This is a genomic window from Stenotrophomonas sp. STEN038 (assembly GCF_056759895.1).
Genome location: NZ_JBRRDW010000006.1, coordinates 12,447 through 38,606, shown reverse-complemented (window position 1 = coordinate 38,606; position 26,160 = coordinate 12,447). Strand labels below are relative to the sequence as shown.

The following is a 26,160-nucleotide window of genomic DNA, read 5'->3' as shown; positions in this document are numbered from 1 at the left end:
CAACCACTGCAGTTAAGTGATGGGCATCACGCAGCAGCTCGACACAGCTCAGGCCGTGGAGTAGGTGCCGCGCATCAAGGTCTCGCTCGGCAGCTCACCAAAAACCTTGCGATAGCTGTCGGCAAAACGCGACAAGTCCCACAGGCCACAGCTCAACGCGATTGACTTGACCGACTTGCGACCAGCATCCGCGCTGGACAGGCTGCGGCACGCCTCGCACAGGCGCAGCATGGACAGATAGCGCACCGGGGAGATCCCTACCAGTTCCTCGAACGCATAGCGCAGCGCCCGCTCACTGACGCCTGCGGCGTCGCATAGTTCGTGCATATAGATATGGCGTCGAAGATTGGCATACATCATGTCCTCGGCGCGGCGAAAAATAAGATAGCGGGCGCGTCGACTGCGATTGCAGCCAGCACGTTCGGGCACGCCATTGGTCACCACTTCCTTGACGTGCGCATCGAGCATCGCATCGATCTCATCGCTACCGACTTCACCTTGGTGTATGCGCTCATGCAAGCCTTGGTAATAAGCCTGCAGCGGCACATGTGGGCGGTTGCTCAACACCGGCACGCCAGCCGCCTCCTCCAGAAGACCGCCCAGTCGTTGCGCTGCCGCTCGCTCCTGGAAACGCTTGAGCGGAACCAACACAAAGGTCATCCGACTGCCTGCACCCAAGGCGAATTCGGTAACACCTTCAGGCATTACCGATACGATGTTTCCCGATACCAATGGCACGCCATGGCACCAGCTGGTTTCCGGGTCCACGGTCTGCAGGCATCCAAGCAGGCACCAATCCAGCGGCAACATGAAGCGGCCACGTGTACGTGCGCCGACCTCGAAAGTGCACAACAAGGCCTGATCGTGAACAAAGGAGGTGATCGATGCCGTAGGTGGCTGATCATCGAGCAACACCAATTCAACGTGGCACACGCGAAGCGTGCCGCTCAGCGACGCCAGATCAAATGATCGCAAACCGTTTCCGCCGACTACCGCATCCATGTGAACGCCTTTGCGCCCCCGAGTCAGGGACGCGCTTCAGAAGCCCAGCCATCCATTGCAGGTAAACAAACAAAACCTGCAATCCCCTGCCGCACAGCCTGAAACTCGTATTACGGAATCGCAATGAAAGACGCATTCAACTGCCCCTGCGTCATGGATACTGACAAAAAAAAATGGCCTTCACGCCGGCTCCGCCACTACCTAATAGCGAAGTCCATCACATATATGAAAAACAATTCGTTCTTGCCGAATTTGCGCATCCGCGGCCGGGGCCGATTGCAATGATGTTTCCGGGCATGCCTTGCATGCCGACAGGGGACAACGGAAGCAAAGGTAGGGAACTGCCGGCACTGCCCGGCAACCTGAGCGACCGTCGGCACACTCTTGCCGGTGTCATGTGCATCCCAATGACCTCAATCGGGCAGCAATGCCCATCGCCCGGCTTTCTGTCGGTGCAACACCGACACCGGGTCATCAGGGAGAACACCATGAACGCACAGCTGCGCAGGTTTTTCCGGGAAGAAGACGGTGTTACCGCACTTGAATATGGGCTGCTGGCAGCCGTCGTGGCGGGCCTGATCATTTTCTTCGCACGCGATGGCCTGAGGGTCGTTTTCCAGACCGTCCTCACCAAACTTACCGAACTGGTTAGTGGCGCCGGCACCGGCACCGGCACCACCTGAGCCAAGGCTGCGGCCATGACCATCGCCTATCTGACGGCGTTGCTGCTTGGCGCACAGGTCGCGATCAGCGACCTGATGGCCAGGCGCGTCTCCAATCGGGCACTACTGGCCGTGCTGGTGTGTGTCATGGCGATGCAGCTGTTGAAGATGGGCAGCCCGCCGCCGCTTGCCAGTTGCCTGCTTGGTGGTGTGATCGGGCTGGCAGCACTGCTGCCCTTCTATGCCATCGGCTGGATGGGCGCAGGCGATGTGAAGCTGTTTTCGGTGATCGGGTTCCTGCTGGGCGGCAATGCCCTGCTACCCATCTGGATCATCGCCAGTCTGGCTGCCGGGGCGCACGCACTGGTCGCCCTAAGCTGGCCTACGGCATCCTCCTGCGCGCCGCTGCGCCTGCAACGGATGGTGCAGTCACTGCAGGGCTCCAGCCTGATGACGGATTGGCAGATGGATCTGCGCTCTGCGCGCGGTGGCCGCCGCGGCATTCCTTACGCCGCGTATCTGGGTCTGGCGATGATCATCATCGTGATCACCGGAGGTGACCATGTCTAGGCTGAGAGCCACTGCGCGACGGCGTGCGTACGGCGTTGTGACCATCGAATTCGCGCTGATGATGATGTTCGGCGTACTACCGTTGCTGTTCATCACATTCACCGGCGTAATGATTTTTGCCGCCCAGCAATCACTCGCCCTGGCAGCAGGTGAAGGGGCACGCGCGTCCTTGCGCTACGGCAATACCGCCGAACGGCGCAGCAATGCCTGCCAGGCAGCGGCACGCTCGATGCAGTGGCTGTTGAATTACTCCAAGACAGCGGCCAGCTGCAGCAGCGCCGATGCGGCACCGATCGCCGTGTCTCAACCTTATGCCTGCGCCGCCGATAGCAATGTCAAGTGCATCAAGGTAACCACGTCGTACAACCATGATGCACATCCCTTCATGCCGGGTACCGGCACGCTGATGGGCTGGACCATGGGCAAGTCATTGAGCAGTACCGCCGTTGTTCAACTGGATCTAGGCGACCGCTAAACGCGGACTCCAAGGGGGAGGAGCTTCGAGATGCCCAAGGCAATACGCATAGCTGCAATCCTGCTGCTGGCCGTGGCGGCACTGCTGATGGTGCTGGCCTTCGGGATCGGCCGGCGCGCAACACAACCCGCCGAAACCAGCAGCGCAGCGCCACCGGCCAATCCATCCAAGCGAATGATGGTGGTCGCCAGCAAGGAGCTGCCCGCCGGGCAACCGATCACCGCCGCGGATCTGGCCGTTGCCGAGATGGCCTTGCCACCGGCCAACGGCTACACCGCCATCACCGAGGTGGAGGGGCGCACGCCGGCAAGGAGCATCGCAGCCGGCGCGATGATCACCAGCGAACAATTGCTCAAGGGCATCGCCATCGGCATCAAACCCGGCGAACGCGCGGTGGCGGTGCCGGTTGACGAGCTTGCCGGGGTCAGCAACCGCGTCACGCCTGGCGACTACGTCGATGTGTTCATGAGCCTGCAGGACCCTTCCAGCACTGGCAGCGGCCAGAGCAACACACAGGCACGGCTGCTGCTCTCACGCCTGCAGGTATTGGGCTACGGCAACACCGATGTAGGGCAAGTGAGCAACAGCGCTGACGAACAGAGCAACGAGGTCGGTGCTTCCCCGCCGGAACCGGGCAGCCGCGCGGAGACCATCGCGTCGCGCGACAGCCGTGGCAACGGCGCAACAAACGCAGATGCCGCGCAGGCACGCAGCGCGATCCTCGCTGTTCCGGTGCAGGATGCCGGGCGCCTTCTATTGGCCGCACACAGCGGCAAATTGTTCCTGGCACTGCGCAATCCCGCTGACACCGGCCTGGCCGATGAAGGCATTTTCACCGCGCCCGCAGCGGTGCTGGCGCTACGTGGAAATCTTGACCAAGCAGCTGCCGAAGCCGCCTCCCGCCCGGAAAACCGCGCTTACGCCGGTATCGACCTGAACGCACTGGCCGGCGGCAGCCGCCGCCCAGTGCCGGCCGCGAGCACTGCGTCGGCCGCGCCGCAACGCCAGCGTGGCACACGCCCCTCCCGCCAAGGCATCGAAATCATCCGCGGCACGACCCCGTCCAATCAGCAGTCCTCGCCATGACCGGAGGAATCCTCTTGCACCAGCGTTCTTCCATCACCGCATCTGCGTTGTTCACCTTGGCGCTGTTGGGGCTGGGTGGTTTCATGCCACCGCTGACCCAAGCCGCACAGGCGCAAGCGAGCAGCAACACTGTCGTGCTCGAGCTCAACGAGCAACGCCCCTGGAACCTGCCCGTCGGGGTCGAACGGATAGCCATCGCCGACCCTTCCATCGCAGACATCACCCGCATCGGCCGCAACAGCGAAGCCTTGCTGGTAGGCAAGTCCGCCGGCAGCACCACCCTGCTGTTGTGGCTGCAGAAGCAGGCTGCACCAACGCGCATCCGGGTGGACGTGCGCAACGCAGTACAGGGCGGGCTACTGGATGGCAGCGCCAATGGGCTCACCGTGCAGGCGGGCCAAGCCCTGCTATCAGGCAGTGCGGGTTCCCTGCTTGAGCATGAAGCGCGCCGCAAGGCCGCGGCTTCGGCAGTTGGCGAAAAAGGCATGATCAGCGACGCAACCACCATCAGCAGCGGCGGCGTCGTGCAGGTCGAAGTCAAGGTGGTGGAGTTCAACAAGAGCGTGCTGCGCCAGGTCGGCATCAGTTTCAAGAACATCAATGGCGGCTTCAGCTACGGCATCACCTCACCAAGCGGCAGCAATGACGGTGGCGCGCTTTCATCGGCATTCAAGCTGGTAGCCAAGTCCATCCCGGGCGCCTGGGATGCGAATATCGATCTGCTGCAGGCCAATGGCATGGCGAGGGTACTGGCGGAGCCGACGCTGGTGGCGTTGTCCGGCCAAAGCGCAAGTTTTCTGGCCGGTGGTGAACTGCCCATCCTTGAACCACAGGGGCTTGGCACCACCACGGTGAACTTCAAACCCTTCGGCATCGGCCTGACCGTCACCCCGACTGTGCTGTCGGCAGATCGCATCGCGCTGAAGGTGGCACCGGAAGCCAGTGATCTGGACTACACCCGCGGCATCACCCTGGACGGCACCCAGATTCCGGCTATCTCCACCCGTCGCGCCGACACCACGGTGGAACTGGGCGACGGTGAGAGCTTCGTCATCGGTGGCTTGGTCAGCAGCCAGCTGTCCTCGAACGTCAACAAGATCCCGTTGCTGGGCGACATTCCGATACTTGGCTCGTTCTTCCGCAACCTCAGCTACAAGCGCGAAGACAAGGAGCTCGTCATCGTGGTGACGCCGCGTCTGGTGAAGCCATTGGCGCGTGGCACCGAAATCCCGTTGCCTGGCCAACGCGAAGCACAACCCAAACTGCCGGTCTGGGGTGCATGGTTGCTGCACCCGGCCAGTCCCGACCAACTCCCTGGCTTCTCACGCTGAAGTGCCCCCATGCCCCCGGTGATGCCCTTGCCCCAGACCCAGAGCCATCCCGAATTGAATCTGCTGCTGTACGCACCGGATAACCGCCACATGGCGCGTCTGGGTTCCGTACTCGCGGGGCAGGCCAATCTGCGGTGGGTCGATAGTCGCGAAACCAATCCGCGCCAGCTGCTGGACGCCGCAGCCGGACCGGCATTCGTGTTGCTCGACTACTGTGGCGGCAATGCCGCTTACTCCACTGATGTCGCCCGCCAGCTGCACGCCCTGCCCGCCTGTCCGGCAATGATCGGATTGGGCACCACCGGCCCGGAACAGGCTGCAAACCTGCTGGCGGCAATGCGTGCAGGGGTCTGCGATTTTGTCGATATCGACAACAACACCGCACAGATGCTGGAAGTGTTCGAGCGTGTCGGTGCAGCCCCCCGCCCGGTACGCGCAGCCGCCACACCGGAACTGCGCCCTGACGGTCGCCTGATCGTGTTGTTGGGGGTGCGCCCTGGCGTGGGCACCAGCACCTTGGCCACCCATCTGGGGGTGAGCCTGGCCGAACAGAACCCGGTCTCGCCCGATGTCGCTGCGCTGCAGGGTTGGCTGCTACTGATCGATCTGGGTCAACCCGCTGCCGATGCCGCACTCTACCTGGGCATGGAAAGTCACTTCAGCTACGAAGAAGCACTGCGCAGCGTCGAGCGGATGGATCGAACCTTCGTCGGCACCGCGTTCGCCCACCATGCCAGTGGCATGGCTTTGCTAGGCATCGCCAGCGGCAGTCTGCTTAAAAAGCATGAGCCTATTTCCCTGCTCGACCGTCTGCGCAGCGTATTTCCACTGAGCCTGTGCGATGTCGGCGGCCTGCCGGTGCAGCTGCTGCCCACCACCCTGCTCAAGAGCGCGTCCGAAGTCTGGCTGGTCACCGATCAAGCGATTGGATCGCTGGTATCGCTGGACCAGACCATGCGCGAACTCGAAAGCCGCGGCCTGCGCGACGAACGCCTGCAACTGATCGTCAACCGATTCGATGCCAACGGCGGGCTGGCCGACACCCAGATCGCACAACGCTTCAACCTGCCACTGTTGGCCACGCTTCCGGATCGTTCAAGGGTGCTTCGCTCCAACGCAGGGCTGGGCCGCTTGCTGACCGATGCGGCTCCACGCGACCCCTATCTCAAGGCACTGCAGCCCCTGCTGCAGCGTTTGGAGCGGCGGCGGCTGGCAACACCACCCACCACCGCACCGTCCTCACCGCTGGCCCGTCTCGCCAATCTGCTGGGTAGATAACAATGGAAGACAAAGTCACCCCCTTGTCCCCGCGCATCGCCGCAGCAGCACTGTCAGTGGAACCAGTGCCGAACGTGCCGTTCGAACAGACCGAGCAGTTCCAGACCGTGCTGTCGGCTGCACACGAGTACCTGTTGAACCACGTCGAGGATCAGCGCGTCGATATCGACTCCTGGTCGCCGGAGACCATCGGCAAGTTCGTCCGCACGCAGACCGCGGCCTTCGTCAAGGAGTGGAAGATCCCGGTCAACGCCCACGAGATGGAAGCCGTTGCCAGCGCCCTGCAGAAGGAGCTGACGGGTTTTGGCCCGCTCGACGATCTGCTGCATGACCCGGAGATCGAAGACATCCTGATCAACGGTTACAAGGATGTACATGTGTCTGCCGGCGGCATATTGCGCCGTTCCACCCAGCGTTTCGGCGACGATCGCCACCTGCTGCGCATCCTGCGCCGCATCATCGCGCCACTCGGCCGCCGCCTGGACGACTCCAACCCCATGGTCGACGCGCGCCTGCCCAATGGCGGCCGCCTCAATGCCATCATTTCGCCCTTGGCCGTTGACGGGCCGATGGTGTCGATCCGCAAATTCCGCAAGGACCCGTTCACCCCCGATGAGCTGCTGGGTCGTGGGGCATTCGACAAGCCGATGTACGCCCTCCTCAACGCGATGGTGCGCGGCCGCTGCAACATCCTGATCTCCGGCGGCACCAGCTCCGGCAAGACCTCGCTACTCAACGCACTGGCGACCTTCATCCCGCACAACGAGCGCGTCATCACTGTCGAAGACACCGCTGAGCTGGCCCTCAATCACCCGCATGTGGTGCGACTGGAATCACGCTTGGGCGGCTTTGATGGCAGCGGTGCGGTCAGCATCCGCGAACTGGTTCGCAACAGTCTGCGCATGCGCCCGGACCGCATCGTGGTTGGCGAAGTACGTGGCGCCGAGGTGCTGGAAATGCTGCAGGCGATGAATACCGGCCACGACGGCTCGATGGCTACGGTGCATGCCAACAACGCCCGCGACTGCCTGTATCGACTGGAAATGCTGGCTGGTTTTGCCGGCTTCCAGGGCAGCGAAGACAGCCTGCGCCGGCAGATCGCTGGCGCCATCGACTTCATCGTGCAGATCTCGCGCCTGGGCAGTGGCCGCAGGGTGATCGTCTCCATCACCGAGATCACCGGCGTCAGCGACAACGTCATCACCAGCCAGGAACTGTTCAAGCACGAAGCCTGGATCGACCAGGAGAGCCGCGAGCGCGACCGCTGGATAGGCTTGGGCTTTCACCCGCACTGCCACAAGCTCGAACCGTTCCGGCAGGAACTGCGCGAGGCCAACATGGGGAGTTTCCCTTCATGATGCTGCCCTTGCTGCTTGGGAGTTTCGCAGTGCTGCTGGTGGCCCTGGCCATGGGTTTGTGGTGGGGCCTGGCAACCCGCGTGCAGCAGCGTGCTGCCGCCAGCCACGCCGACACCCGGCTGTCACAGCCCGATCCACAACGCGCCGCCGATGAAGCCCGCAACAGCCGCCCACCGAGCAGGCGCTGGGCCGAGCTGCTGCGCCGGGCCGGGCTGAAAGACTCCGTGCGCACGCTGATCCTGATCGCGTTGCCCGGCATCGCCCTCACCATCGGTGCCGGCCTGCGCCTTGACAGCGCCTGGTTCGGCGCGTTCGTGCTGGCGCTGTATCTGCTGGCCGTGGCGCTTTGGTTGTACCGGCGCATGGACAAGATCCAACAGCGGCTGGTCGCGCAGATGCCGGACTTCCTGGAAAACATGGTGCGCATGGCCGGCATCGGCAACAGCTTGTCGATGGCCTTCCAGAGCGCCACCCAGAATGTCGATCCGCCACTGCGTCCCATCCTCGACAACGCACTGACCTATACCCGTGCAGGCATGGACCTGGACCGCGCCCTGCAACACGCCGCGCAGGCCTATCGTTTGCGTCCTTTGGAGATGCTGGCGGTGATCCTCGGCACCAGCATCCGCATTGGCGGGCGCAGCGACCAGATCCTGCAGCGCATGAGCGACTTCATGCGCGATCTGGAAGAGGTGCAGCGCGAATTGCAGGCAACCACCTCCGAGACCCGCATGTCTGCCTGGGTACTCGCGTTGCTGCCAGTCGGCGCGGCCTTGTCGATGGCCTTGATGAGCCCGGACTTCTTCCAGCCCATGTTCCATGAACCGCTTGGCAAGAAAATCCTGCTGATCGCGGTGCTGCTCGAACTATGCGGAGGCTTCCTGCTGTACCGGTTGGCCAAATCGCTATGACGCCGTCAATCGCCCCTCACCTTCGTCGGAGAGCCGCATGAACCAGCTGTACGCCATCGCCATGATGCTGGTCGTACTGGCCCTGGTCCTGGCCGCGGCCGGCCTGCTCTACCGTGGGCGGCGCAGCCAACAGGCAGGCGCGGCATTGCAGACCGCACTGGACACCGCCCAGCACCTGGAACACGACAGCGCGCCGAAAGCCGGCTGGTGGCGGCAGCGTCTGGGTGACCTTGCCGCCATCGGCCAGCACTTCGACGGCAGCCGCGTGCAGAAAGCACTGCTGGCACCCGAGGACAAGCTGCTGTTGGAACAGGTCGGTTGGAACCACAACACCGGCACCGCCGCCTTCCTTGCCACCCGCCTGCTGCTTGCCTTGTTGATGCCATTCATCGCCGTGCTGCTGCTACGGCCGCATGGTGGCGACATGATCATCATCGTGTTGGTCGGCTTTGCGCTTGGCATTCTGTTGCCGAAGCTGCTGCTGCGCAGCTGGGCCAGTCGCCTGCGCAGGAAAGTGGATGAGGAATTGCCCTTGCTGATTGATCTACTGCGCCTGCTGCAAGGTGTTGGCTTCAGCATCGACCAAAGCCTGCAGATGGTTGGGGAGAAGCTGCACATCGCCATCCCGGTACTGGGCCGCGAACTGCAGATCGCAAATGCCGGCTACAGCCGCGGCCGTAGTCGCGCGCAGTCGCTGCGCCGGCTCTCCGAATCCTTCGACAACGACGACCTGCGCAGCCTCATACAGATGATTTTGCAGGTGCACCAACACGGCGGCGCCGTGCAGGAGCCGCTCAAGCAGTTCGGCATGCGCCTGCGCGAGCAGCGCCGCATGAAGATGAAGGAGAAGGTCGGCAAGCTCTCGGTGAAGATGACCGTGGTGATGATGATCACCTTGCTGCCGGCGCTGATGCTGGTACTTGCCGGGCCGGCCATCATCTCGCTGGCTGCTGCAATCAAGGGAATGTGATGGGAGCCGACCTGATGAAGACCAAAGCACTGCTACTGATCGCACTGGCCCCTGCCCTGCTCGCTGGCTGTGGCGGCAATCGTGCTGCCTACAAGCAACCGCCAGTCGAACCAGCGCTGGTGGAGGCCGTACAGGACGACCGCGGCATGTACCTTGGCCTGCTCAAGCAGATGCAGGAACAAGGTGCCTACTACGCGTCATTGGCGCATATCGACGCCTTCCGGCAGCGCTTCGGCGATAGCCCGGAACTGCGCATCCTGCAGGCCAACGCACTGCGCGAAACCGGCGATGACGCAACCGCAACCACCATCTACCGTGGTTTGACCAAGGGCCCGCAAGCCGCACCGGCGTGGCACGGGCTTGGGCTTATCGCAGCAACCGCGCGTGACCATGCCGGTGCGCGACTTGCACTCGACAATGCGGTGCGTGCCGATCCGTTGAACATCGCCTACCTCGGCGACCTGGGCTTCGCACTGCTGCAGGCCGGTCAAGTCGAACCGGCACGGGCACCACTGGCCAAGGCCGCCGAACTGGGTCCGGACAATATCCGCGCCATCTCCAATCTTGCGCTGTGGGCGTTGCTGTCCGGCCAGGCAACAACCGCAGAAAGCATGATGCAGCGAGCGAATCTGCCGCCGGCAACCCGAAACGAGATCTATCGCCTGGCGCAGACTCTGCGGCAACCGGTTGCCGCTGCCATTCCTGAAGCAGCGGCAGCGGGCAATACGACCGCGTTGGCCGCCCAGCAGCCAGCAGCCAGGGCCACGCATGTGCCGCGCCCACCCGGCTCGATGCTTGATCGTTTCAGCCCCTCGTCGACCACTTCGCAGGAGGTAACGCCATGATCCGAACGGCAGCCATCGCCGCAGCAGTGCTGCTGTGCAGCTTCGGCAGCTGCGCATCAGCCGCGGCCCAGCACGCACCGTTGATCGAACGCATGGCCGATACCAGCACTGCAGCCAGCGCAAACACCGGCAGCACGGCAAGTGCGACAACCGCTGCTACCACAAGTCCTCCAGTTGCGGCCACCAGCTTTGCCGACCTGCCACGTTCACAAGTGGGCGACACCACCCGCGCCCTGTTGCAGCTACAGGCTGACAGCACCCGCCCCGGCACCGCCTTGCCGATGCTCGGCGAGGCCGCCAGTCGCAGCTACCAGCGCTATCTCAACAGCTTTGATCACCCCATCCCCGAGTACTTCGAAGCAGCGCTCCCCAATCCAAAGCAAGGCGGCGGTAGCCGCTGAGGCCCACCATGTACAGCCCGCGGCGGTCATCACTTTCAGTGTCACGCGCGCTACGCGATCCATCCCTCAGCGCGCGCCAACGTGGCGGCGCAGGCCTGCCAATGCTGTTGCTGCTGCTCGGCCTGGTGGTGATACTCGGCCTGGTCGAGGTGGGCTACCTGTACTGGAGCAAGCGTGATGTTCAGAAGACCGCCGATCTGGCCGCGCTGGCCGGCGCGCAGCGACTGGAACTGTGCACCACCGATTACAAAGACAATCTGGCAGCACGCAACAACGCGGTCACCGACAATCGGTTCGCCGGCCAGTTGGCAATCAACTGTGGCTACTGGGGTGCCGAGCTTGCACCCGGCGCGCGCTTTGTCGGTGTCGCCAGCAACCGCCCACTGAATGCCGTCCAGGTTACCGCCTCGCGGCAAGCGGTGCCGCTGCTGGGCCAGCTCACCTCCCTGCCACGTATCAGCGCCACCGCCGTGGCCAAACGCACAGCACCGCAAGCTGCTTTCAGTGTGGGCTCGCGACTGCTCAACACCAACAGCAATGCGCCACTGCAGGGGATACTTCGACTGGTCGGTGTCGATCTGACCCAGACCCAGATCGCCAGCTACCAGGGCCTGGCCAACCTCAAGATCACGCCACGCGGCCTGCTGCAGGCGTTGGACATCCCGGTGGCCACCGACGTCAACGTTGGCGACTTGAACAACCTGCTGGCCGCCAACCAGGTGTCCGTCGGCAGACTGCTGGAAGTGATGGCCAGCTTGGCCAGCCAACAGGGACTGGCCGGTGTCGACCTGCGCCTGCTGCAGCAGAAGCTGCTTGGCGCCGGCCTCAGCAACGCGCTGGTGCAGCTGGGCTCCACCGCCAGTAGCGCGGGCCTGTTCGCCAAGATCGCCGGCGGCAGCGAAGCAGCCAACGGCGCACTGGATGTGGATCTCAACGCGCTCGACCTGCTCGGCACCAGCATCTCCATCGCCAATTCCAAGCACGCCGTCGAGGTACCGCAGCTGGACGTGCTCGGCCTGCTCAAAGCCAAGGCCAGCATTGTCGAGCCTGCGTCGATCGGGATTGGCCCGGTCGGCACCACCGCTTACAACAGCCAGGTGCGCCTGTTCCTGGATATCGACTCGCAACGGATTCCCGCACTCGGCACGGTACTGAACTGGTTGGGCACGCGCATCAAGCTGCCCACCTACATCGACGTGATTGACGGCTTCGGCCAACTCACGGCCATCGATTGTTCGACCCAACCGGCGACGGCCAAGGTCGACGTGACCAGCGCCATCGCCAACGTCTGCATCGGCAAGGCCACCACACCATGGGACTCCACCCGTGAGCTGTGCCGCACCGGGCTGGGCAACGAGACCCTGGTCAGCCTGCTCGGCCGCGATGTGCTCAACAAGAAAATTTCGCTGGAAGCACTATCACAAAGCGATCAGCTGACCTTGAGTGCAGGCCAGACCGGCACCGTCAAACCCAATGATCTGAAGGTGGGCAAGCTGGTATCGGACCTCGTCGATGCCTTGCTCGGCACCGTGCAATCACTGTTCGCACCACAGGGCAACAGCAGCGATGCGGCCAAGGATCTGGCCGTGCAGTACCTCGAAGCCACCAAGAAAAACGGCCTGTACCAGCCCGCCGTCGTGGTGCAGGCCCTGACCAACGGCAACAGCGGTGCCAATCTCCCGGCACTTGGCAGCTGGACCACCGAAATCCCAACCTGCGAGAGCTGGCTTCTGGGCTGCACACCGAAAAAAGTGCAGGGCGACGTCTGGCAGGGCTTTCTCTACGAAACCACGATCAGCAAGCCCAGCGTGCTCGGCGGCCTGCTCGACGTACTCGGCCTGACATCCTGTCAAGGCCTGATCGCCGGCCTCGCATTCAACGATTGCGTCAGCAACTCGCTGGCCAAGTACCTGCAAACCAAACCAGGCGGCCTCAGCGGCAGCGGCGGCTACAACCCTGTCACCGGCAGCGGCAACTGTGCCAGCGTGCTGTGCCTGCTGCTCAAACCCGTCATCGACAACACCTTGCGGCCGCTGCTCGATGGCGTCGGCAACCTGCTGGCAACGCTGCTGTCGGACGTCCTGGGCCTGCAGCTGGGCCGTACCGACGTGCATATGCAGTCGATCCAATGCGGCCGCAGCCAGCTGGTCGAATGAGCGCCTGCCCAAACAGTGCAGAGGCCCACGCCGCAATGCTTTCCAGCGCCAGATCGCGTGCTATGCTCGGGTACGAACAAGGCGCATTCATGAAATGCGACGGCCATCGCAATTCGGGGGAATTACGGGGACTTATGAGAAGGATCGAAATGCTTCCGAGCCGGTTTGGCTGTGTACTACTCCTGGTCATTGGCGTGCTCACGGCACCCGCCGCGATCGCAGGCCGTTGGCAGCGCGGTGAAGCCGAGGTACCGGCCGCCCCCGCCAACAGCGAAGACAGCGCAGTGGGCAATACCGTCGCCGAACTGAAACGCTTGATGGGCAACCAGGAACTCACCGAGCTGCGTACTACCTACAACGGTAACTACGGTGCCAGCCTGCTGTTCCATACCGATTCGCTGAACTACTACGTGGCGCTGTTCCACGAGAAGGAATTCTGGCGGGTTATCCGCACCGAATCGGTCGAGAACGCCGAAACGCTTTATCTCACCTTCGCCGACCAGACCAAGCAGCTGGCCCAGGTCTATCTGGACACCATCCGGTTGCAGGCCGGCAAGGCTTACAGCGAGAAACTGGTCGCGATGAACGAGCGCCGCCTGCGCGGCCTGCAACAGGAAGTGGAGCAGCAACGCCAGCAGTCGCTGCAGGTCAGCAACGCGCTGCAGGAGCGCAAGCAGCAGGCGGTGGCGCTGAGCTCGGACCTGCGCGCCACCAACACCCAGCTGGAAGCCCTGAACCAGCAGATCAAGGCCCTACAGGCGCAGCAGGTCAATCCCGAGTTGACCCTGCCAGCCACTCCCAGCGTCGCCCCGGCTACCGCAGCCACCCCAGTGTCCCCCGCCAGCCAGGAACCGGCCAGCCACCCCTGAGGTCCAGGTTTCAGCGCAACACACGAACGCCGCCTTCCCTCAGGAAAGGCGGCGTTTTTGTAGTGCCGAGCCATGCTCGGCAAGGGCTCGCCCAGCAACACTTCAGCCCCGGACCATCCGCAGGAGCGGTGCAGGGCGCCCTCGACCACAAGCCACGAAGCCACGAAGCCACCACGGTATCAGCCCGCGAAGCGCGTACCTCTCCTCAACCCTCCCCTTCGCTGCCGAAAGGAGGCAGCAGGACATGGTGCCAAGCCGTGCGCGGCAAGCGATTGCCCGGTAATGCCCCTGCCGAGCATGGCTCGGCACTACTTGGCATTGTCGGTAAAGCCCCTGCCGAGCATGGCTCGGCACTACCTGGCATTGTCGGTAAAGCCTCTGCCGAGCATGGCTCGGCACTACCTGGCATTGTCGGTAAAGCCCCGTGGCTTATGCCCTGCAGCCTGCCTCGCCTGGTATTTGCTGCACCAGTCCCCGCAGAGGTTGAGAACCCGCCTCACCGTCGCCATAAAGGATGTTCCTGACAGCAACGTAGCCAGCCATGAGCGATCTTCCCCACGTATTCGAGGCAACCACCGAAACCTTCGAGGCCGAAGTCCTGCAGAAATCCATGCAGACCCCGGTGCTGGTCGATTTCTGGGCCACCTGGTGCGGGCCGTGCAAGAGCCTTGGGCCGCTGCTGGAAAAGCTCGCTGGTGAATACAACGGCGCTTTCGAGCTGGCCAAGGTCGATGTCGACAAGGAACAACAGGTCGCCGCCGCCTTCCAGATCCGCTCGGTACCCACCGTCTTCCTGATCAAGGATGGGCAGATCGTTGATGGCTTCCCCGGCGCGATGCCGGAGGGCCAACTGCGCGAATTCCTGACCCAGCACGGCGTAGTGCCCGCTGAAGCGGCTGCTGCCGTCGAAGACGAGATCCAGGCCTTGCCACTGGACCCGCAAGCCGAGGTCGCGGCATTGCGCGAGGCCATCGCCGCCGAACCGGACAAGGCCGAGCTGAAACTCGATCTGGCCCTGGCGCTGCTCAAAACCGGTGCAACCAGCGAGGCCGGGCAGCTACTGGACGGCCTGCCGGCCAACCTTGCCACCGACGACCGCGCCATCCGCGCGCGCGCGCGTCTGGACTTTGCCGCCGCCTTGCAGGACGCACCGGCCGCCGATCTACTGGCAGCGCGCCTGCAGGCCGACGCGAATGACCTGGAAGCGCGTTACCTGCTGGGCATCCAGCACCTGCTGGCAGGCGAAGATGAAGCAGCGCTGGAGCAGTTCATCGAGATGCTGCGCATCGACCGCAGCTTCCGCGACAGTCTGCCCAAGAAGGCCTTGATCGACGCGTTCCGGGTGATCGAAGACGAAGACCTGGTGGGGCGCTTCCGCCGCAAGATGTCTTCGCTACTGTTTTAACTTAACGCCATACAGTTCAATTTGCGTGTCAATTGCACGAAAATTGGGCACCGATCGTTGGATGATCCCGCCGTGGCCCTCATCACGGCGCTATGGATCGTATGACGATGAAGTCGCAACCAGCACGATGTCAGCGTAACGGACACGCGTTTTTGGAGCCGAAGTGGCCGTGAGTAACATCGACGTTCGCCCATCCTTCCTGCAATTGCTGGTAACTGTGTTGTTGCTGTGTTGGACAACACTGGCAAGTGCCCAGGACTGGAACTACCGCGCACGCCCGGGCGACACCTTGTGGGACCTTGGCGCACGCTACCTGAAGGCCGACGTGCGATGGCAGCAACTGCAGGCACATAACAGGATTGCCGATCCGTACCGGCTCGCGCCCGGCCAGACCCTGCGCTTCCCTATTGCCTGGTTGCGCGTACAACCGGCACCGGCCCGGGTGGTCGCATTGCGCGGCCAGGTCCGGGTCAGCGATCCGGTCAACGGCACGCGCGCCTTGCAGGCCAACATGCTGCTACCGATCGGCAGCCAGTTGCAGACAGGTGACGATGCCAGCGTCACCCTCAGCTTTGCCGACAACTCACGCCTGCAACTGCGTGAGAATTCGCTGCTGCAGCTGGATCAGCTCAGCAGCTATGGCGCTACCGGGATGGTAGATACCCGCATGCGCCTGCAGCGCGGACGCAGCAGCAACCAGGTCACGCCAGCGCGCGGGCCGGCATCGCGCTACATCATCACCGCGCCGACCGCGACCAGCAGCGTGCGCGGCACCTTGTTCCGGGTAAACGCCGGCGACCAGGACAGTCCGGCAGCCACCGAAGTCGTCGAAGGGCGTGTGCAGGTTGGCAATCGCGCCGGCCAGCGGGTGATTGGTGGCGGCCACGCAACCCTGATCCGCGCCGCGGGCAGCGCGCCTGCACAGCCGCAGCCATTGCTACCGGCGCCACAGCTGCTTGAATCGCACATGCGGCTGCAACCACTGCCGTTGCTGGCTGCCTGGCAGCCGCTCGGTGCGGCCAAACGTTACCGGGTAGAGGTAGTGCTGGCGGCGACGCCGGACGTCGTGTTGTTCGCCCGCGAGCTGGCAGAACCGCAGATTCGCATCGACAGCTTGCCGCCAGGCCAGCTGCGCCTGCTGGTACGCGCCATCGACACCGATGGCGTCGAAGGCCTGGATGCCGAACATGATTTCTCTGTACCGGAGGGCCTGCCCGCACCCTTGACGCTGACGCCGCTGCATGGGCAAACCGTGCATCAGCTGCAGCCACGCTTCCAATGGGCCAAGGTTGCCGGCGCCACTGGCAGCGTGCTTCAGATCGCTGACAACTCGGACTTCCTGCACCCCTTGGTCGAACAACAGGCAAGCAGCCAGCAGTTGCGCATCCACAGCCCACTGCCGGCCGGGAACTATTTCTGGCGACTGGCCTCAATCGATGCTGACAACACCCCCGGCCGCTACGGTCAGGCATTACCGTTGCAGCTCAGTGATGTGCCCGTTGCGACACCTCTGGACTCGGCAAGAGACCACAAGGGCTTGCTGACCCTGCGCTGGCCGGCCGACAACGCCGCCCAGCACTATCGCGTGCAGATCTCGCGCAAGGCAGACTTCTCCCGACTGCTGCTGGATGAACAAGTGGGCATTCCCGAGATCGCATTCAAGCAACCCTGGCGTGGCGGCACCCTGCATGTGCGCGTGCAGAGCATCGAAGACGATGGCTATGCCAGCACGTTCTCCACACCGCAGCAGATCCAGCTGCGCTGTCGTCTCTGCTATGGCGTCGGCGCAGGCGCCTTGTTGCTGCTCGCCTTATGAGGCCACTACGGCCGCGCTGGCAGGTAAGGCTGCTGTTTGTACTCGGCTGCGCACTGGTAGTGGGCTGGCTCAGCCATGCCCGGGTGTTCTGGCAACAGGATGTCGCCAGCTACGATCTATTGGTGGGCGACTGGGAGTACCCGCCCGACCCCCGCCTGGCGATCATCGCCATCGATGACCGCAGCCTGCAGCAACTGGGCCAATGGCCGTGGCCACGCAGCACCCATGCACAGCTGTTGGATCGCCTGCACCAAGCGGGCGTGGAGCGTGTCGCACTGGACCTGATGCTGCCCGACGCCGATCGCAAGGACGCCAGCCAGGACAACGCCTTGGCCGCCGCGATCCGCCGCAATGGGCGGGTCGTGCTGCCGGTATTGGCTGCGCCAGCCAGTGACGAAGCGGTGCCCGAGGAACTGCTGCCCGTACCCACCATTGCCAAGGCAGCAGCCACGCTCGCACACACCGATATCGAAGTGGATGGTGACGGCGTTGCACGCGGCGCCTATCTCAAGGCCGGTATCGGTTCGCCACATTGGCTCGCCCTGGGTGCCGCACTGGCAGGCATCAACGAGCCGTTACCGGGCATGGCCGATCCTGCGCCGCGGACCCGTTCTCCTTATCAATGGCATCGCGATCATTACGTACGGCTGCGCTATGCCGGGCCGCCGGGCAGCTTTCCGCAGATGTCCTATGTCGACGTACTGGAAGGCCGGATACCCGCCAACCTGCTGAAGGGCCGGCTGGTCATCGTCGGCATGACTGCCAGCGGCATCGCCCCACGCCTGCTCACGCCGACGTCGCGCGACAACTGGATGAGCGGCAGCGAGTATCAAGCCAATGTCGCCTCGATGTTGCTGGCCGGCAACGCCATACGTCCGCTGCCACCGCTGCTGCAGACCGCAATCACCATGGCGCTTGTGGTTCTGGGCGCGCTGGGCATCACCTCCGCCATTCGCCAACGCTGGCTGTTGGGCGCACTGGCTATCCCCGCCCCCATATTGCTGAGCCTGGCTCTGCTACATGGCGCCAATCTGTGGTTCGCACCCGTTGCGGCGACCGCAGGCTTCATCGGCATGCTGTTGTTCTGGACGCTATGGCAGATGCGCTACTGGCGCCGCCAAGCCAACCGTGACCCGCTTACCGGCCTGGCCAACCGCATGCGCTTTGAAGAGACGCTGCGGCGGGAAACCGATGCCGCCCGCCGTAGCGGCCGCCCTTTGACCCTGTTGCTGATCGATGTGGATCACTTCAAGAGCTGCAACGACAGCCACGGGCATTACGTCGGCGATCGCCTGCTGCGCTATCTGGGCCGCACCATTGAGGACATGGCGCGGCGTCCTCGCGACCTTGCCGCGCGCTTCGGTGGTGACGAATTCGCCTTGATCCTGCCCGACACCCCCCCGGCCGGCGCCGAGCAGTTGGTGCAGAGCTTGATCAGCCGCGTACGCCAGCTCAGCATTCCGGTCGACAAGGCGCAGCACAGCAAGACCCGAACCACCGTCACCATCGGCGTGTGCAGCGTGCTGCCCGGCCCCGACGACGGCCCGGCACGCCTGTTCGAAGCCGCCGACGCCGCCTTGTACCAGGCCAAGCAGGCTGGCCGCGACGGCTACCGCATCGCCCCACCCTGGCCACACTGAGCCTTTCCATACGCATGCGAATGCTAGACTCCGGTTCCCCTGTCAGCCCGCATTCGCAATGAAAGCCAGCCTGTTCCGCCGCGGCATCAACCTGTGGCCACCATTCCTGTTCGCCGGCATCCATGTCACCGCCATCAGCGCCGACTACCGCTACGTGCGGGTCGAGCTGCGACAGCGACCGTGGAACGTGAACTACGTGCGCACCCACTTCGGCGGCAGCCTGTTCGCGATGACCGACCCGTTCTGGATGTTGTGCCTGCTGCAGAACATGGGCAGCCGCTACTTCGTCTGGGACAAGGCCGGCACCATCGAGTTCCTCAAGCCCGGCCGTGGCGTGGTGTGGACCGACTTCCGGCTCGATGACGCCACCCTGGACGAGGTCAAGGCCGCCACCGCCAATGGCGACAAATACCTGCACTGGTTCGAGAACGACGTGCTGGATGCGAACGGCGAGGCGGTCGCGCGGGTCCGCAAACAGGTCTATGTGCGACTCAAGCCGGAAGCTCGCGGCCAGGTCTGAATCACTGCCGGACGCGCGTTGCCGGCAGCGGCAGGCGCAACGGTCCTTCGCTGCCGGCCTTTGCGTACAGCGCAACCTGCAGGTCCCGACCGTCATCGCTCAGGTGCAGCGGCCGTTCACCGTCACGCAGGTGCGCCGGCATCGCCGCCAGTGCTTCGGCAGCATCGGCATGTGGATTGGCGCGCAACCACAACAGTGCTTCGGCCAGGCGCAGGCTCGCACCGGCATCCTGCAGGCGCAGCGCATAAGACCGGTAAGCGGGCGCAGCGATGTCACCCAGGACACAGCCAACCATATTGGCAACGCATTCAAACCGCCACGACGACGGCGCCGGCGGCTCGATGAACAAGGCTCGATCAGCAACCAGCACCTGCGCGGCCGCATCGGTACACGCTCCCTGCATCGCCAACGCGGTGCGGGCCTTGCTTTTGTCGGGGTCCCAGACCAGCACGGCCAGCGGTTGCTCCATCCGCGACAGCCCTTGGGTAACAAAACGGAACTCACCCCGCATGGCCGGACACAGGCTCAGTGCAGAGGCTGGCGGGGTAGTGAAAACGCCATCGCAGGAGGCAGGCAGCGGATGCTCAGCAGGCAGTTCGGCCAGCACCTGCGCCAGCACACCCACATTGCCGCGGACCATGGATGCCCCCATAACCGCCGACATCAGCCCATCGCCATGCGTCATCAACATCTTCGCCGTGCGGGTGTCGTTGCACAGGCCTGCCAGCGCGTCGGCGCTGCGCCCCTGCACATGCGCCAAGGCGTGTGCGGTCAACGAGCGCTGCAGCAATGCCCAGTTCGGCATTGGGGCCCGCGCATCAGGCGTGAACGGATTCTGGTAATGGTCGTAAGCCGACAATGCCGCGATCCGCGTCAGCAACGCCTGCTGGCCGAGCAACGCTGCTTCAGCCGAGGCAGGGTCCGCACGCAACTGGGCAACGCAGTCGTCGCCGGTCCAACGGCATGCTGGCTGCAGCGGCGGCGCGCTGACATAGCGCTCCTGCGCCGCGCGCAGCATCGTAGGCTGCACCTGGTCATCGGTCAGTGACTGCTTGGCCAAGGCTGCGACGCGCTGGCGGTCTTCTTCGATCAAGCCCGGCCGCTCTGCCGCCGGAACATCGTCGAAGTCCAGCAGCCAGAGGGCCTCGAAGGCATTGCGCCCGACAAAATGGATGGGTTGCTGCATCAGCGCCAGCGCGTCGCGCTCCGCCTTGGGTACCGGCATCAATCGCGAAGCACTCCACGCCGCAACAACCACGATGATTACCAGCAACATTCCCCCCAGCACCCAACGCAGTCCTCTCAACACAGTGTTCCTCCCCTACGCATTCGTCCCTGAACGTCAGGAGGTTAACCGGCTGCGCCATCCCGCTACAATTCGCGGATGTCGCCTGAAGCCGTCTCCCCCGCCCCCCGCCCCTCCCTGCAACGTCTTTTCCTCACCGGCCTGCTGACCCTGCTGCCGATCTGGTTGACCTGGGTGGTCGTCAAATTCGTGTTCGTCCTGCTCTCGGGCATCAGCAGCCCGCTGATCGTGCCGCTTTCCGAGCGTATTGCCGCCTCGTTCCCGGATTATCTGGGCTGGATCAAGGTCGAGTGGATGCAGGACATCACCGCCCTGCTGGCGACCCTGCTGGTCATCCTGCTGGTCGGCATCCTCAGCCGCCGGGTCATCGGCCAGCAGCTGCTGCGCTGGTTTGGCGCAGTAATCCGCCGCATCCCGCTGGCCAGCATCATCTATGACAGCGCCAAGAAGCTGCTGGATATCCTGCAGACCAAGCCCGGCAGCACCCAGCGGGTGGTGCTGATCGACTTCCCACACCGCGACATGAAGTCCATCGGCCTGGTCACCCGTGTCCTCAAGGAACAGGGCACCGGCCGCGAACTGGCCGCCGTGTACGTGCCCACCACCCCCAACCCGACCTCCGGCTACCTGGAAATCGTCCCGGTGGAGATGCTCACCCCCACCGACTGGACCGTGGACCAGGCCATGAGCTTCATCATTTCCGGCGGTGCGGTCGCCCCGGACAGCGTGCCATTCACCCGCTCCGTCGACCGGTAAGCCCGATCCCATGCCCAGCGGTAATCACCGCTGGGCTTGGGACATAACGTGAGCTGTATCACTGGCGCGTGTTCATCCGCGCCACGGCTGGTCGTCACCGCTGATATCGGGCAAGCTCCCGGGTCGATGTATTTGCGGAACACCTGATGCCTTACAGCCCGTTGCGCCTGCTAGCGCTTGCTATTGCCTCGATCATGACGCTGTCCGTTGCGGCCCCTGCCGATGCGGCGAAGAAGAAAACCCAGCGCCAGTCAGCGCCGCAGAGCCGCGCCGCCAAGCCCCGCACCACGCCGCGCCCGGCCCCGCGCCGCCCGGCCGCAGTGCCGCTGCCGATCAAGCAGGACAACGCCGCCAAGCTCAACCGCATCTATGACGAGTACTGGGACGCCTCGATGCGGCTGAACCCGCTGCAGGCCACCTTCCAGGGCGACCCGCGCTACAACGACCAGCTGCCCAACTTCCTGTCCGCGGCTTCACGCCAGCAATCGCATGACTTCATGGTCGAATGGCTGGGCAAGGTCCAGGCGGTCGGCGCCACCGGCCTGCAGGGCCAGGACCTGTTGAGCTACGAGATCTTCGTGCGCGATGCGCAGGTCTCGCTGGCCGGCGAGCAGTACCCGACCTGGATGCTGCCGATCAACCAGTACTACAACCTGTCCAGCATCATCGCGGTGCTGGGCTCGGGCGCTGGCGCGCAGCCGTTCCGCACGGTCAAGGATTACGAGAACTGGTCCAAGCGCTCGCTCGGCATCCCGGCCCTGTTCGACCAGGCCATCGCCAACATGCGCGAAGGCAAGGCCGCCGGCGTGGTGCAGCCGCGTGCGTTGATGGAGAAGGTGCTGCCGCAGTTGGATGCGGTGATCAAACCCACCGCGGAGGAAAGCCTGTTCTGGGGGCCGATCCGCAACATGCCGGAGGAGTTCTCCGCCGAGGACAAGGCCCGGCTCAGCGCCGAGTACAAGCGCATGATAGAGAACCGGATCATGCCGGCCTATCGCTCGCTGCGCGGTTTCATCGCCACCGAATACATGGCCGCCGCGCGCAGCACCGATGGCATGGCCGCCCTGCCCAATGGCAGCGCCTGGTATGCGCACAATGTTGCCAGCAGCACTTCGCCTGCACGCACACCGGCGGAGATCCACGCGCTGGGCGAGCAGGAGGTCAAGGACCTGCAAGCCCGCATCGACGCGGTGATGAAGCAGGCCAAGATCCGCGGCTCGCAACAGAAAGCCTTCAACGCGATGCGCAACGACCGCCAGTTCGTGTTCCGCGACGCCAATGCCCTGCTGGCCCGCTATGCCGAGACCGGCCAGCGGGTAAACGCAGCGGTGCCGGCCCTGTTCAACGAACGGCCCAAGGCCAGCCTGGAAATCAAGGCGGTCGAAGCCGAGCGCGCCGCCACCTCCAGCGCCGCCAGCTACCAACCGGGCAGCGCCGACGGCCAGCAGCCGGGCGTGCTCTACGTGAATACCAGCGACCTGCCCTCGCGTAAGCGCTGGGCAGTCACCATGCAATACCTGCATGAAGCCATCCCCGGCCATCACTACCAGCTGGGCGCGCAGCAGGAGTTGACGGCATTGCCGCGCTTCCGCCGCCTCGGTGGCGATGTCGCCTACGTGGAAGGTTGGGGCCTGTACGCCGAATCGCTGGGCCAGGAACTGGGCCTGTACAACGACCCCTACGACCAGCTCGGCTATCTGCAGACCACCTTGCTGCGCACCGTGCGGCTGGTCGCCGATACCGGCCTCAATGCTGCCGGCTGGAGTCGTCAGCAAGCCACCGAATACATGGTCAAGAACGCCGACATCCCGGCCGCCGATGCCGCGTCGGAAGTCGAGCGCTTCATGGCCTTGCCCGGCCAGACGCTGGCCTACCGCGTCGGTGAGATCAAGATCCGGCTGCTGCGCGACAAGGCCAAAGCCGAACTTGGCGAGCGTTTCGATCCGCGCGAGTTCCATCATGAGATTCTCAAGGACGGCTCCATGCCACTGGACATCCTTGAGACCAAGATTGACCGCTGGATCGCCAGCAAGAAAGCCTGATCCCCTGCCCAGGAGCCGCCATGCACCGCTGGAAACCCCGACTCGCCCTGCTGTGCCTGTTCGCGTGCTCCAGCCTGGCCGCTGCCGCCCCCTTGGCGCCGCCTGATCCAGGTATCGATGGCTTGATGCAGCGTTACGACGGCCAGGTGCCTGGCGCCTCAGTGCTGGTATTGAAAGACGGCCAGCCCGCATTCCGTCGCAGCTACGGCCTTGCGGTGCTGGAAGACGGCACCGCGGTCACGCCGGCCAGCAACTTCCGGCTGGCCTCGGTCAGCAAGCAGTTCACTGCTGCGGCAATCCTGCTGCTGGCCGAAGACGGCAAGCTGGGCATCGATGATCCACTGAAGAAGTGGCTACCTACGCTCCCTTCCGTCGCCGACACAATGACGCTGCGGCAGCTGCTCAGCCATACCAGCGGCCTGCTCGATTACGAAGAGCTGATGGACCCGGCCGACACCCGCCAGGTCCATGACGCCGACGTACTGCAGCTGCTGCAGAAGGAAAACCGCAGCTACTTCACGCCGGGCAGCGCCTATCGCTACAGCAACAGCGGCTACGCCTTGCTGGCACTGGTGGTGGGCAAGGCCTCGGGCAGCGACTTCGCCAGCTTCCTGCGCCAACGTGTTTTCCTACCACTTGGCATGCACAACACCTACGCGCATCAGGACGGCGTCGATGAGGTGCCCAATCGGGTCTATGGCTACAGCCAGATCGACGGCCGCTGGCAGCGTACCGACCAGAGCACCACCAGCGCGGTGCTCGGCGACGGCGGCATCTATTCCTCGACCGATGACCTGGCGCGGTGGGATGCGGCGCTGTACGACGAGCGCCTGTTGAAGGCCAGCTCGCTGCAACTTGCCTTCAGCCCAGCGACAAAGACCGGCGAACCCGACGTGCCTTTCTATGGCTTCGGCTGGCGCATCAATGGCGACGCGCTGTGGCATAGCGGCGAGAGCATCGGTTTCCGCAACGTGATCGTGCGTTACCCCAAGCAGAAGCTGACGGTGATCGTGTTGAGCAACCGTAACGAACCCGAACCCTATGCGCTGGCCATCGACATCGCCCGTCGCTGGCTGGATGCCGCGCGATGAGCCTGCTTGGCATCCATCATGTCGCGGTGATTGCGGCGGATTACGCGCGTTCGCGGGATTTTTATGTGCGCATTCTTGGGCTTGAAGTGATTGCCGAGAACTACCGCAGCGAGCGCGACTCGTGGAAGTTGGACCTGCGCCTGCCTGATGGCAGCCAGCTCGAGTTGTTTTCCTTCCCCAACCCTCCTGCACGCCCCAGCCGCCCGGAAGCCTGCGGACTGCGCCACCTCGCCTTCCGCGTTGCAGCGCTGGATGAGGTGGTCGCGCACCTGCAGCGCGAAGGCGTTGCCTGCGAGCTGATACGCGTGGATGAATTCACCGGCCGCCGTTTCACCTTCTTCGCCGACCCCGACGATCTGCCGCTGGAACTCTACGAAACCACAGCCCGGTAGTGCCGAGCCATGCTCGGCAGGGGCTTTCCCAGCGAAAAGCAGCCCTCACCCCAACCCCTCTCCCACGCACGGGAGAGGGGCTAAAGCGCGCAATGACGCGGCCCTGTAGTGCCGAGCCATGCTCGGCAGGGGCTTTCCCGGCAACACGTCAGCGCCATGGTTTGTGGGAGCGGCGTAAGCCGCGCAGCCAAAGCAAGGTCAGAAGCGATAAAGCCAACCCCTCCCCACCCCTCCCCCTTGGCCTTCGGCCAAAGAGAGGGCGCAACATCAGGTCACATTCCGACCGTAACCACGTCCCTGGACCTAGTGACTTCCGGCGCATTGCCGTAAGCGCGGCCGTAGCTGAATGATGCGGTCATCATCCAAGGAGAGGTTCGGTCCCCATGCTGCAGATCCGTGGTCTGTCGAAAACCTACGCCAATGGCGTACACGCACTGAAAAATGTCGATCTCGACATCCCCCGCGGCATGTTCGGCCTGCTCGGCCCCAATGGCGCCGGCAAGTCCTCCTTGATGCGAACCTTGGCCACGCTGCAGGAAGCCGACGCTGGCAGCGCCACCTTGACCACCGCCGATGGCGCCACCATCGACGTCCTGCGCGACAAGGACGCGCTGCGCCGCAAGCTTGGCTATCTGCCGCAGGATTTCGGCGTCTACCCGAAGGTCAGCGCACTGGATCTGCTCGACCATTTCGCCGTGCTCAAGGGCCTGACGACGCGCAAGCAGCGCAAGGAAGTGGTCGAAGCGCTGCTGCAGCAGGTCAACCTGTGGGATGCACGCAAGCGCAAACTCGGCACCTACTCCGGCGGCATGCGCCAGCGCTTCGGCATTGCCCAGGCCCTGCTTGGCAATCCGCAGCTGGTGATCGTCGATGAGCCCACCGCCGGCCTCGACCCGGAAGAACGCAACCGCTTCCTCAACCTGCTGGCCGAGATCGGCGAGAACGTGGCGGTGATCCTGTCCACGCATATCGTCGAAGACGTCACCGACCTGTGCCCGACCATGGCCATCATGAACAAGGGCGAGGTGCTGCTGACCGGACGCCCGGCCGAAGCGATCAACGCACTGCAGGCACAGGTGTGGCGCAAACAGGTAGCCAAGGCCGCGCTGCCGGATTACGAAGCCCGTTTCACCGTGCTGTCGACCCGTCTGGTTGGCGGTCATCCGGTGATCCACGTGTTCGCCGACAACTGCCCTGAAGCCGGCTTCGAACCGGTCGCGCCGGGGCTTGAGGACGTCTACTTCCAGCGCCTGCGCCTGCAGGCGCAGGCCGCCTGAC

24 protein-coding genes are annotated in these 26,160 nt (G+C 63.9%); 22 read left to right on the top strand and 2 right to left on the bottom strand.

The window, feature by feature from the left end:
- Positions 1-48 precede the first annotated feature (48 nt).
- Positions 49-1,002, bottom strand: a complete 954-nt coding sequence (locus ACVOLS_RS03795; protein ID WP_481544557.1) for a helix-turn-helix domain-containing protein — start codon at positions 1,000-1,002, stop codon at positions 49-51.
- A gap of 488 nt (positions 1,003-1,490) precedes the next feature.
- Here ACVOLS_RS03795 and ACVOLS_RS03790 point away from each other — a divergent pair, with 488 nt between their 5' ends.
- The 17 genes from ACVOLS_RS03790 (at position 1,491) to ACVOLS_RS03710 (ending at position 19,295) form a co-directional block, all read left to right on the top strand.
- Complete coding sequence (locus tag ACVOLS_RS03790) at positions 1,491-1,685, top strand: Flp family type IVb pilin (RefSeq protein WP_282265478.1); 195 nt, start codon at positions 1,491-1,493, stop codon at positions 1,683-1,685.
- Between the two features lie 15 nt (positions 1,686-1,700).
- The gene (locus ACVOLS_RS03785; protein WP_481544556.1) at positions 1,701-2,234 is read left to right on the top strand and encodes an A24 family peptidase; all 534 of its coding nucleotides are present in this window, start codon (positions 1,701-1,703) and stop codon (positions 2,232-2,234) included.
- Position 2,235: 1 nt separating this feature from the next.
- Entirely contained in the window at positions 2,236-2,709 is a 474-nt protein-coding gene (locus tag ACVOLS_RS03780; protein WP_481544592.1) for a pilus assembly protein, read from the top strand.
- Positions 2,710-2,739: 30 nt separating this feature from the next.
- Positions 2,740-3,795 carry a Flp pilus assembly protein CpaB gene (gene cpaB / locus ACVOLS_RS03775; protein WP_481544555.1) on the top strand — a complete coding sequence of 352 codons (1,056 nt, stop codon included), beginning with the start codon at positions 2,740-2,742 and terminating at the stop codon, positions 3,793-3,795.
- A gap of 83 nt (positions 3,796-3,878) precedes the next feature.
- Complete coding sequence (locus ACVOLS_RS03770; protein ID WP_481544591.1) at positions 3,879-5,126, top strand: type II and III secretion system protein family protein; 1,248 nt, start codon at positions 3,879-3,881, stop codon at positions 5,124-5,126.
- A gap of 27 nt (positions 5,127-5,153) precedes the next feature.
- A complete protein-coding gene (locus ACVOLS_RS03765) occupies positions 5,154-6,404 on the top strand; it encodes a CpaE/TadZ family protein (protein WP_481544554.1) in 1,251 nt (416 codons plus the stop codon).
- Positions 6,405-6,406: 2 nt separating this feature from the next.
- On the top strand, positions 6,407-7,762 hold the full coding sequence (locus ACVOLS_RS03760; protein ID WP_481544553.1) for a TadA family conjugal transfer-associated ATPase: 1,356 nt from the start codon (positions 6,407-6,409) through the stop codon (positions 7,760-7,762).
- Positions 7,759-8,673, top strand: a complete 915-nt coding sequence (locus ACVOLS_RS03755; RefSeq protein WP_481544552.1) for a type II secretion system F family protein — start codon at positions 7,759-7,761, stop codon at positions 8,671-8,673. The genes ACVOLS_RS03760 and ACVOLS_RS03755 overlap by 4 nt, the downstream gene beginning before the upstream one ends.
- A gap of 37 nt (positions 8,674-8,710) precedes the next feature.
- On the top strand, positions 8,711-9,643 hold the full coding sequence (locus ACVOLS_RS03750; protein ID WP_481544551.1) for a type II secretion system F family protein: 933 nt from the start codon (positions 8,711-8,713) through the stop codon (positions 9,641-9,643).
- A 14-nt stretch (positions 9,644-9,657) separates the two neighbouring features.
- Complete coding sequence (locus ACVOLS_RS03745; RefSeq protein ID WP_481544550.1) at positions 9,658-10,488, top strand: tetratricopeptide repeat protein; 831 nt, start codon at positions 9,658-9,660, stop codon at positions 10,486-10,488.
- Positions 10,485-10,889, top strand: a complete 405-nt coding sequence (locus tag ACVOLS_RS03740; protein WP_481544549.1) for a DUF3613 domain-containing protein — start codon at positions 10,485-10,487, stop codon at positions 10,887-10,889. Before ACVOLS_RS03745 ends, ACVOLS_RS03740 begins: the two co-directional genes overlap by 4 nt.
- A gap of 8 nt (positions 10,890-10,897) precedes the next feature.
- The gene (locus tag ACVOLS_RS03735; RefSeq protein ID WP_481544548.1) at positions 10,898-13,045 is read left to right on the top strand and encodes a pilus assembly protein TadG-related protein; all 2,148 of its coding nucleotides are present in this window, start codon (positions 10,898-10,900) and stop codon (positions 13,043-13,045) included.
- Between the two features lie 134 nt (positions 13,046-13,179).
- Positions 13,180-13,914, top strand: a complete 735-nt coding sequence (locus tag ACVOLS_RS03730; RefSeq protein ID WP_481544547.1) for a DUF2968 domain-containing protein — start codon at positions 13,180-13,182, stop codon at positions 13,912-13,914.
- 541 nt (positions 13,915-14,455) lie between these two features.
- Positions 14,456-15,319, top strand: coding sequence for a thioredoxin (gene trxA, locus ACVOLS_RS03725; RefSeq protein WP_481544546.1), 864 nt, complete (start codon positions 14,456-14,458; stop codon positions 15,317-15,319).
- Between the two features lie 169 nt (positions 15,320-15,488).
- Positions 15,489-17,135, top strand: coding sequence for a FecR family protein (locus tag ACVOLS_RS03720; protein WP_481544545.1), 1,647 nt, complete (start codon positions 15,489-15,491; stop codon positions 17,133-17,135).
- Complete coding sequence (locus ACVOLS_RS03715; RefSeq protein ID WP_481544544.1) at positions 17,132-18,775, top strand: CHASE2 domain-containing protein; 1,644 nt, start codon at positions 17,132-17,134, stop codon at positions 18,773-18,775. The genes ACVOLS_RS03720 and ACVOLS_RS03715 overlap by 4 nt, the downstream gene beginning before the upstream one ends.
- Before the next feature lie 58 nt (positions 18,776-18,833).
- Complete coding sequence (locus ACVOLS_RS03710; protein WP_481544543.1) at positions 18,834-19,295, top strand: DUF4442 domain-containing protein; 462 nt, start codon at positions 18,834-18,836, stop codon at positions 19,293-19,295.
- A gap of 1 nt (position 19,296) precedes the next feature.
- On the opposite strand, the gene ACVOLS_RS03705 is transcribed toward ACVOLS_RS03710, so the two are convergent.
- Entirely contained in the window at positions 19,297-20,571 is a 1,275-nt protein-coding gene (locus ACVOLS_RS03705) for a hypothetical protein (protein ID WP_481544542.1), read from the bottom strand.
- Positions 20,572-20,679: 108 nt separating this feature from the next.
- Here ACVOLS_RS03705 and ACVOLS_RS03700 point away from each other — a divergent pair, with 108 nt between their 5' ends.
- The 5 genes from ACVOLS_RS03700 to ACVOLS_RS03680 all read left to right on the top strand — a co-directional run bounded on the left by ACVOLS_RS03700 (position 20,680) and on the right by ACVOLS_RS03680 (position 26,159).
- Complete coding sequence (locus ACVOLS_RS03700) at positions 20,680-21,357, top strand: DUF502 domain-containing protein (RefSeq protein WP_296245975.1); 678 nt, start codon at positions 20,680-20,682, stop codon at positions 21,355-21,357.
- A gap of 146 nt (positions 21,358-21,503) precedes the next feature.
- Positions 21,504-23,399, top strand: a complete 1,896-nt coding sequence (locus tag ACVOLS_RS03695; RefSeq protein WP_481544541.1) for a DUF885 domain-containing protein — start codon at positions 21,504-21,506, stop codon at positions 23,397-23,399.
- 20 nt (positions 23,400-23,419) lie between these two features.
- Positions 23,420-24,490, top strand: coding sequence for a serine hydrolase domain-containing protein (locus ACVOLS_RS03690; RefSeq protein WP_481544540.1), 1,071 nt, complete (start codon positions 23,420-23,422; stop codon positions 24,488-24,490).
- Entirely contained in the window at positions 24,487-24,882 is a 396-nt protein-coding gene (gloA2, locus tag ACVOLS_RS03685) for an SMU1112c/YaeR family gloxylase I-like metalloprotein (protein ID WP_481544539.1), read from the top strand. Before ACVOLS_RS03690 ends, gloA2 begins: the two co-directional genes overlap by 4 nt.
- Before the next feature lie 383 nt (positions 24,883-25,265).
- The gene (locus ACVOLS_RS03680) at positions 25,266-26,159 is read left to right on the top strand and encodes an ABC transporter ATP-binding protein (RefSeq protein WP_481544538.1); all 894 of its coding nucleotides are present in this window, start codon (positions 25,266-25,268) and stop codon (positions 26,157-26,159) included.
- Position 26,160: the final 1 nt, after the last annotated feature.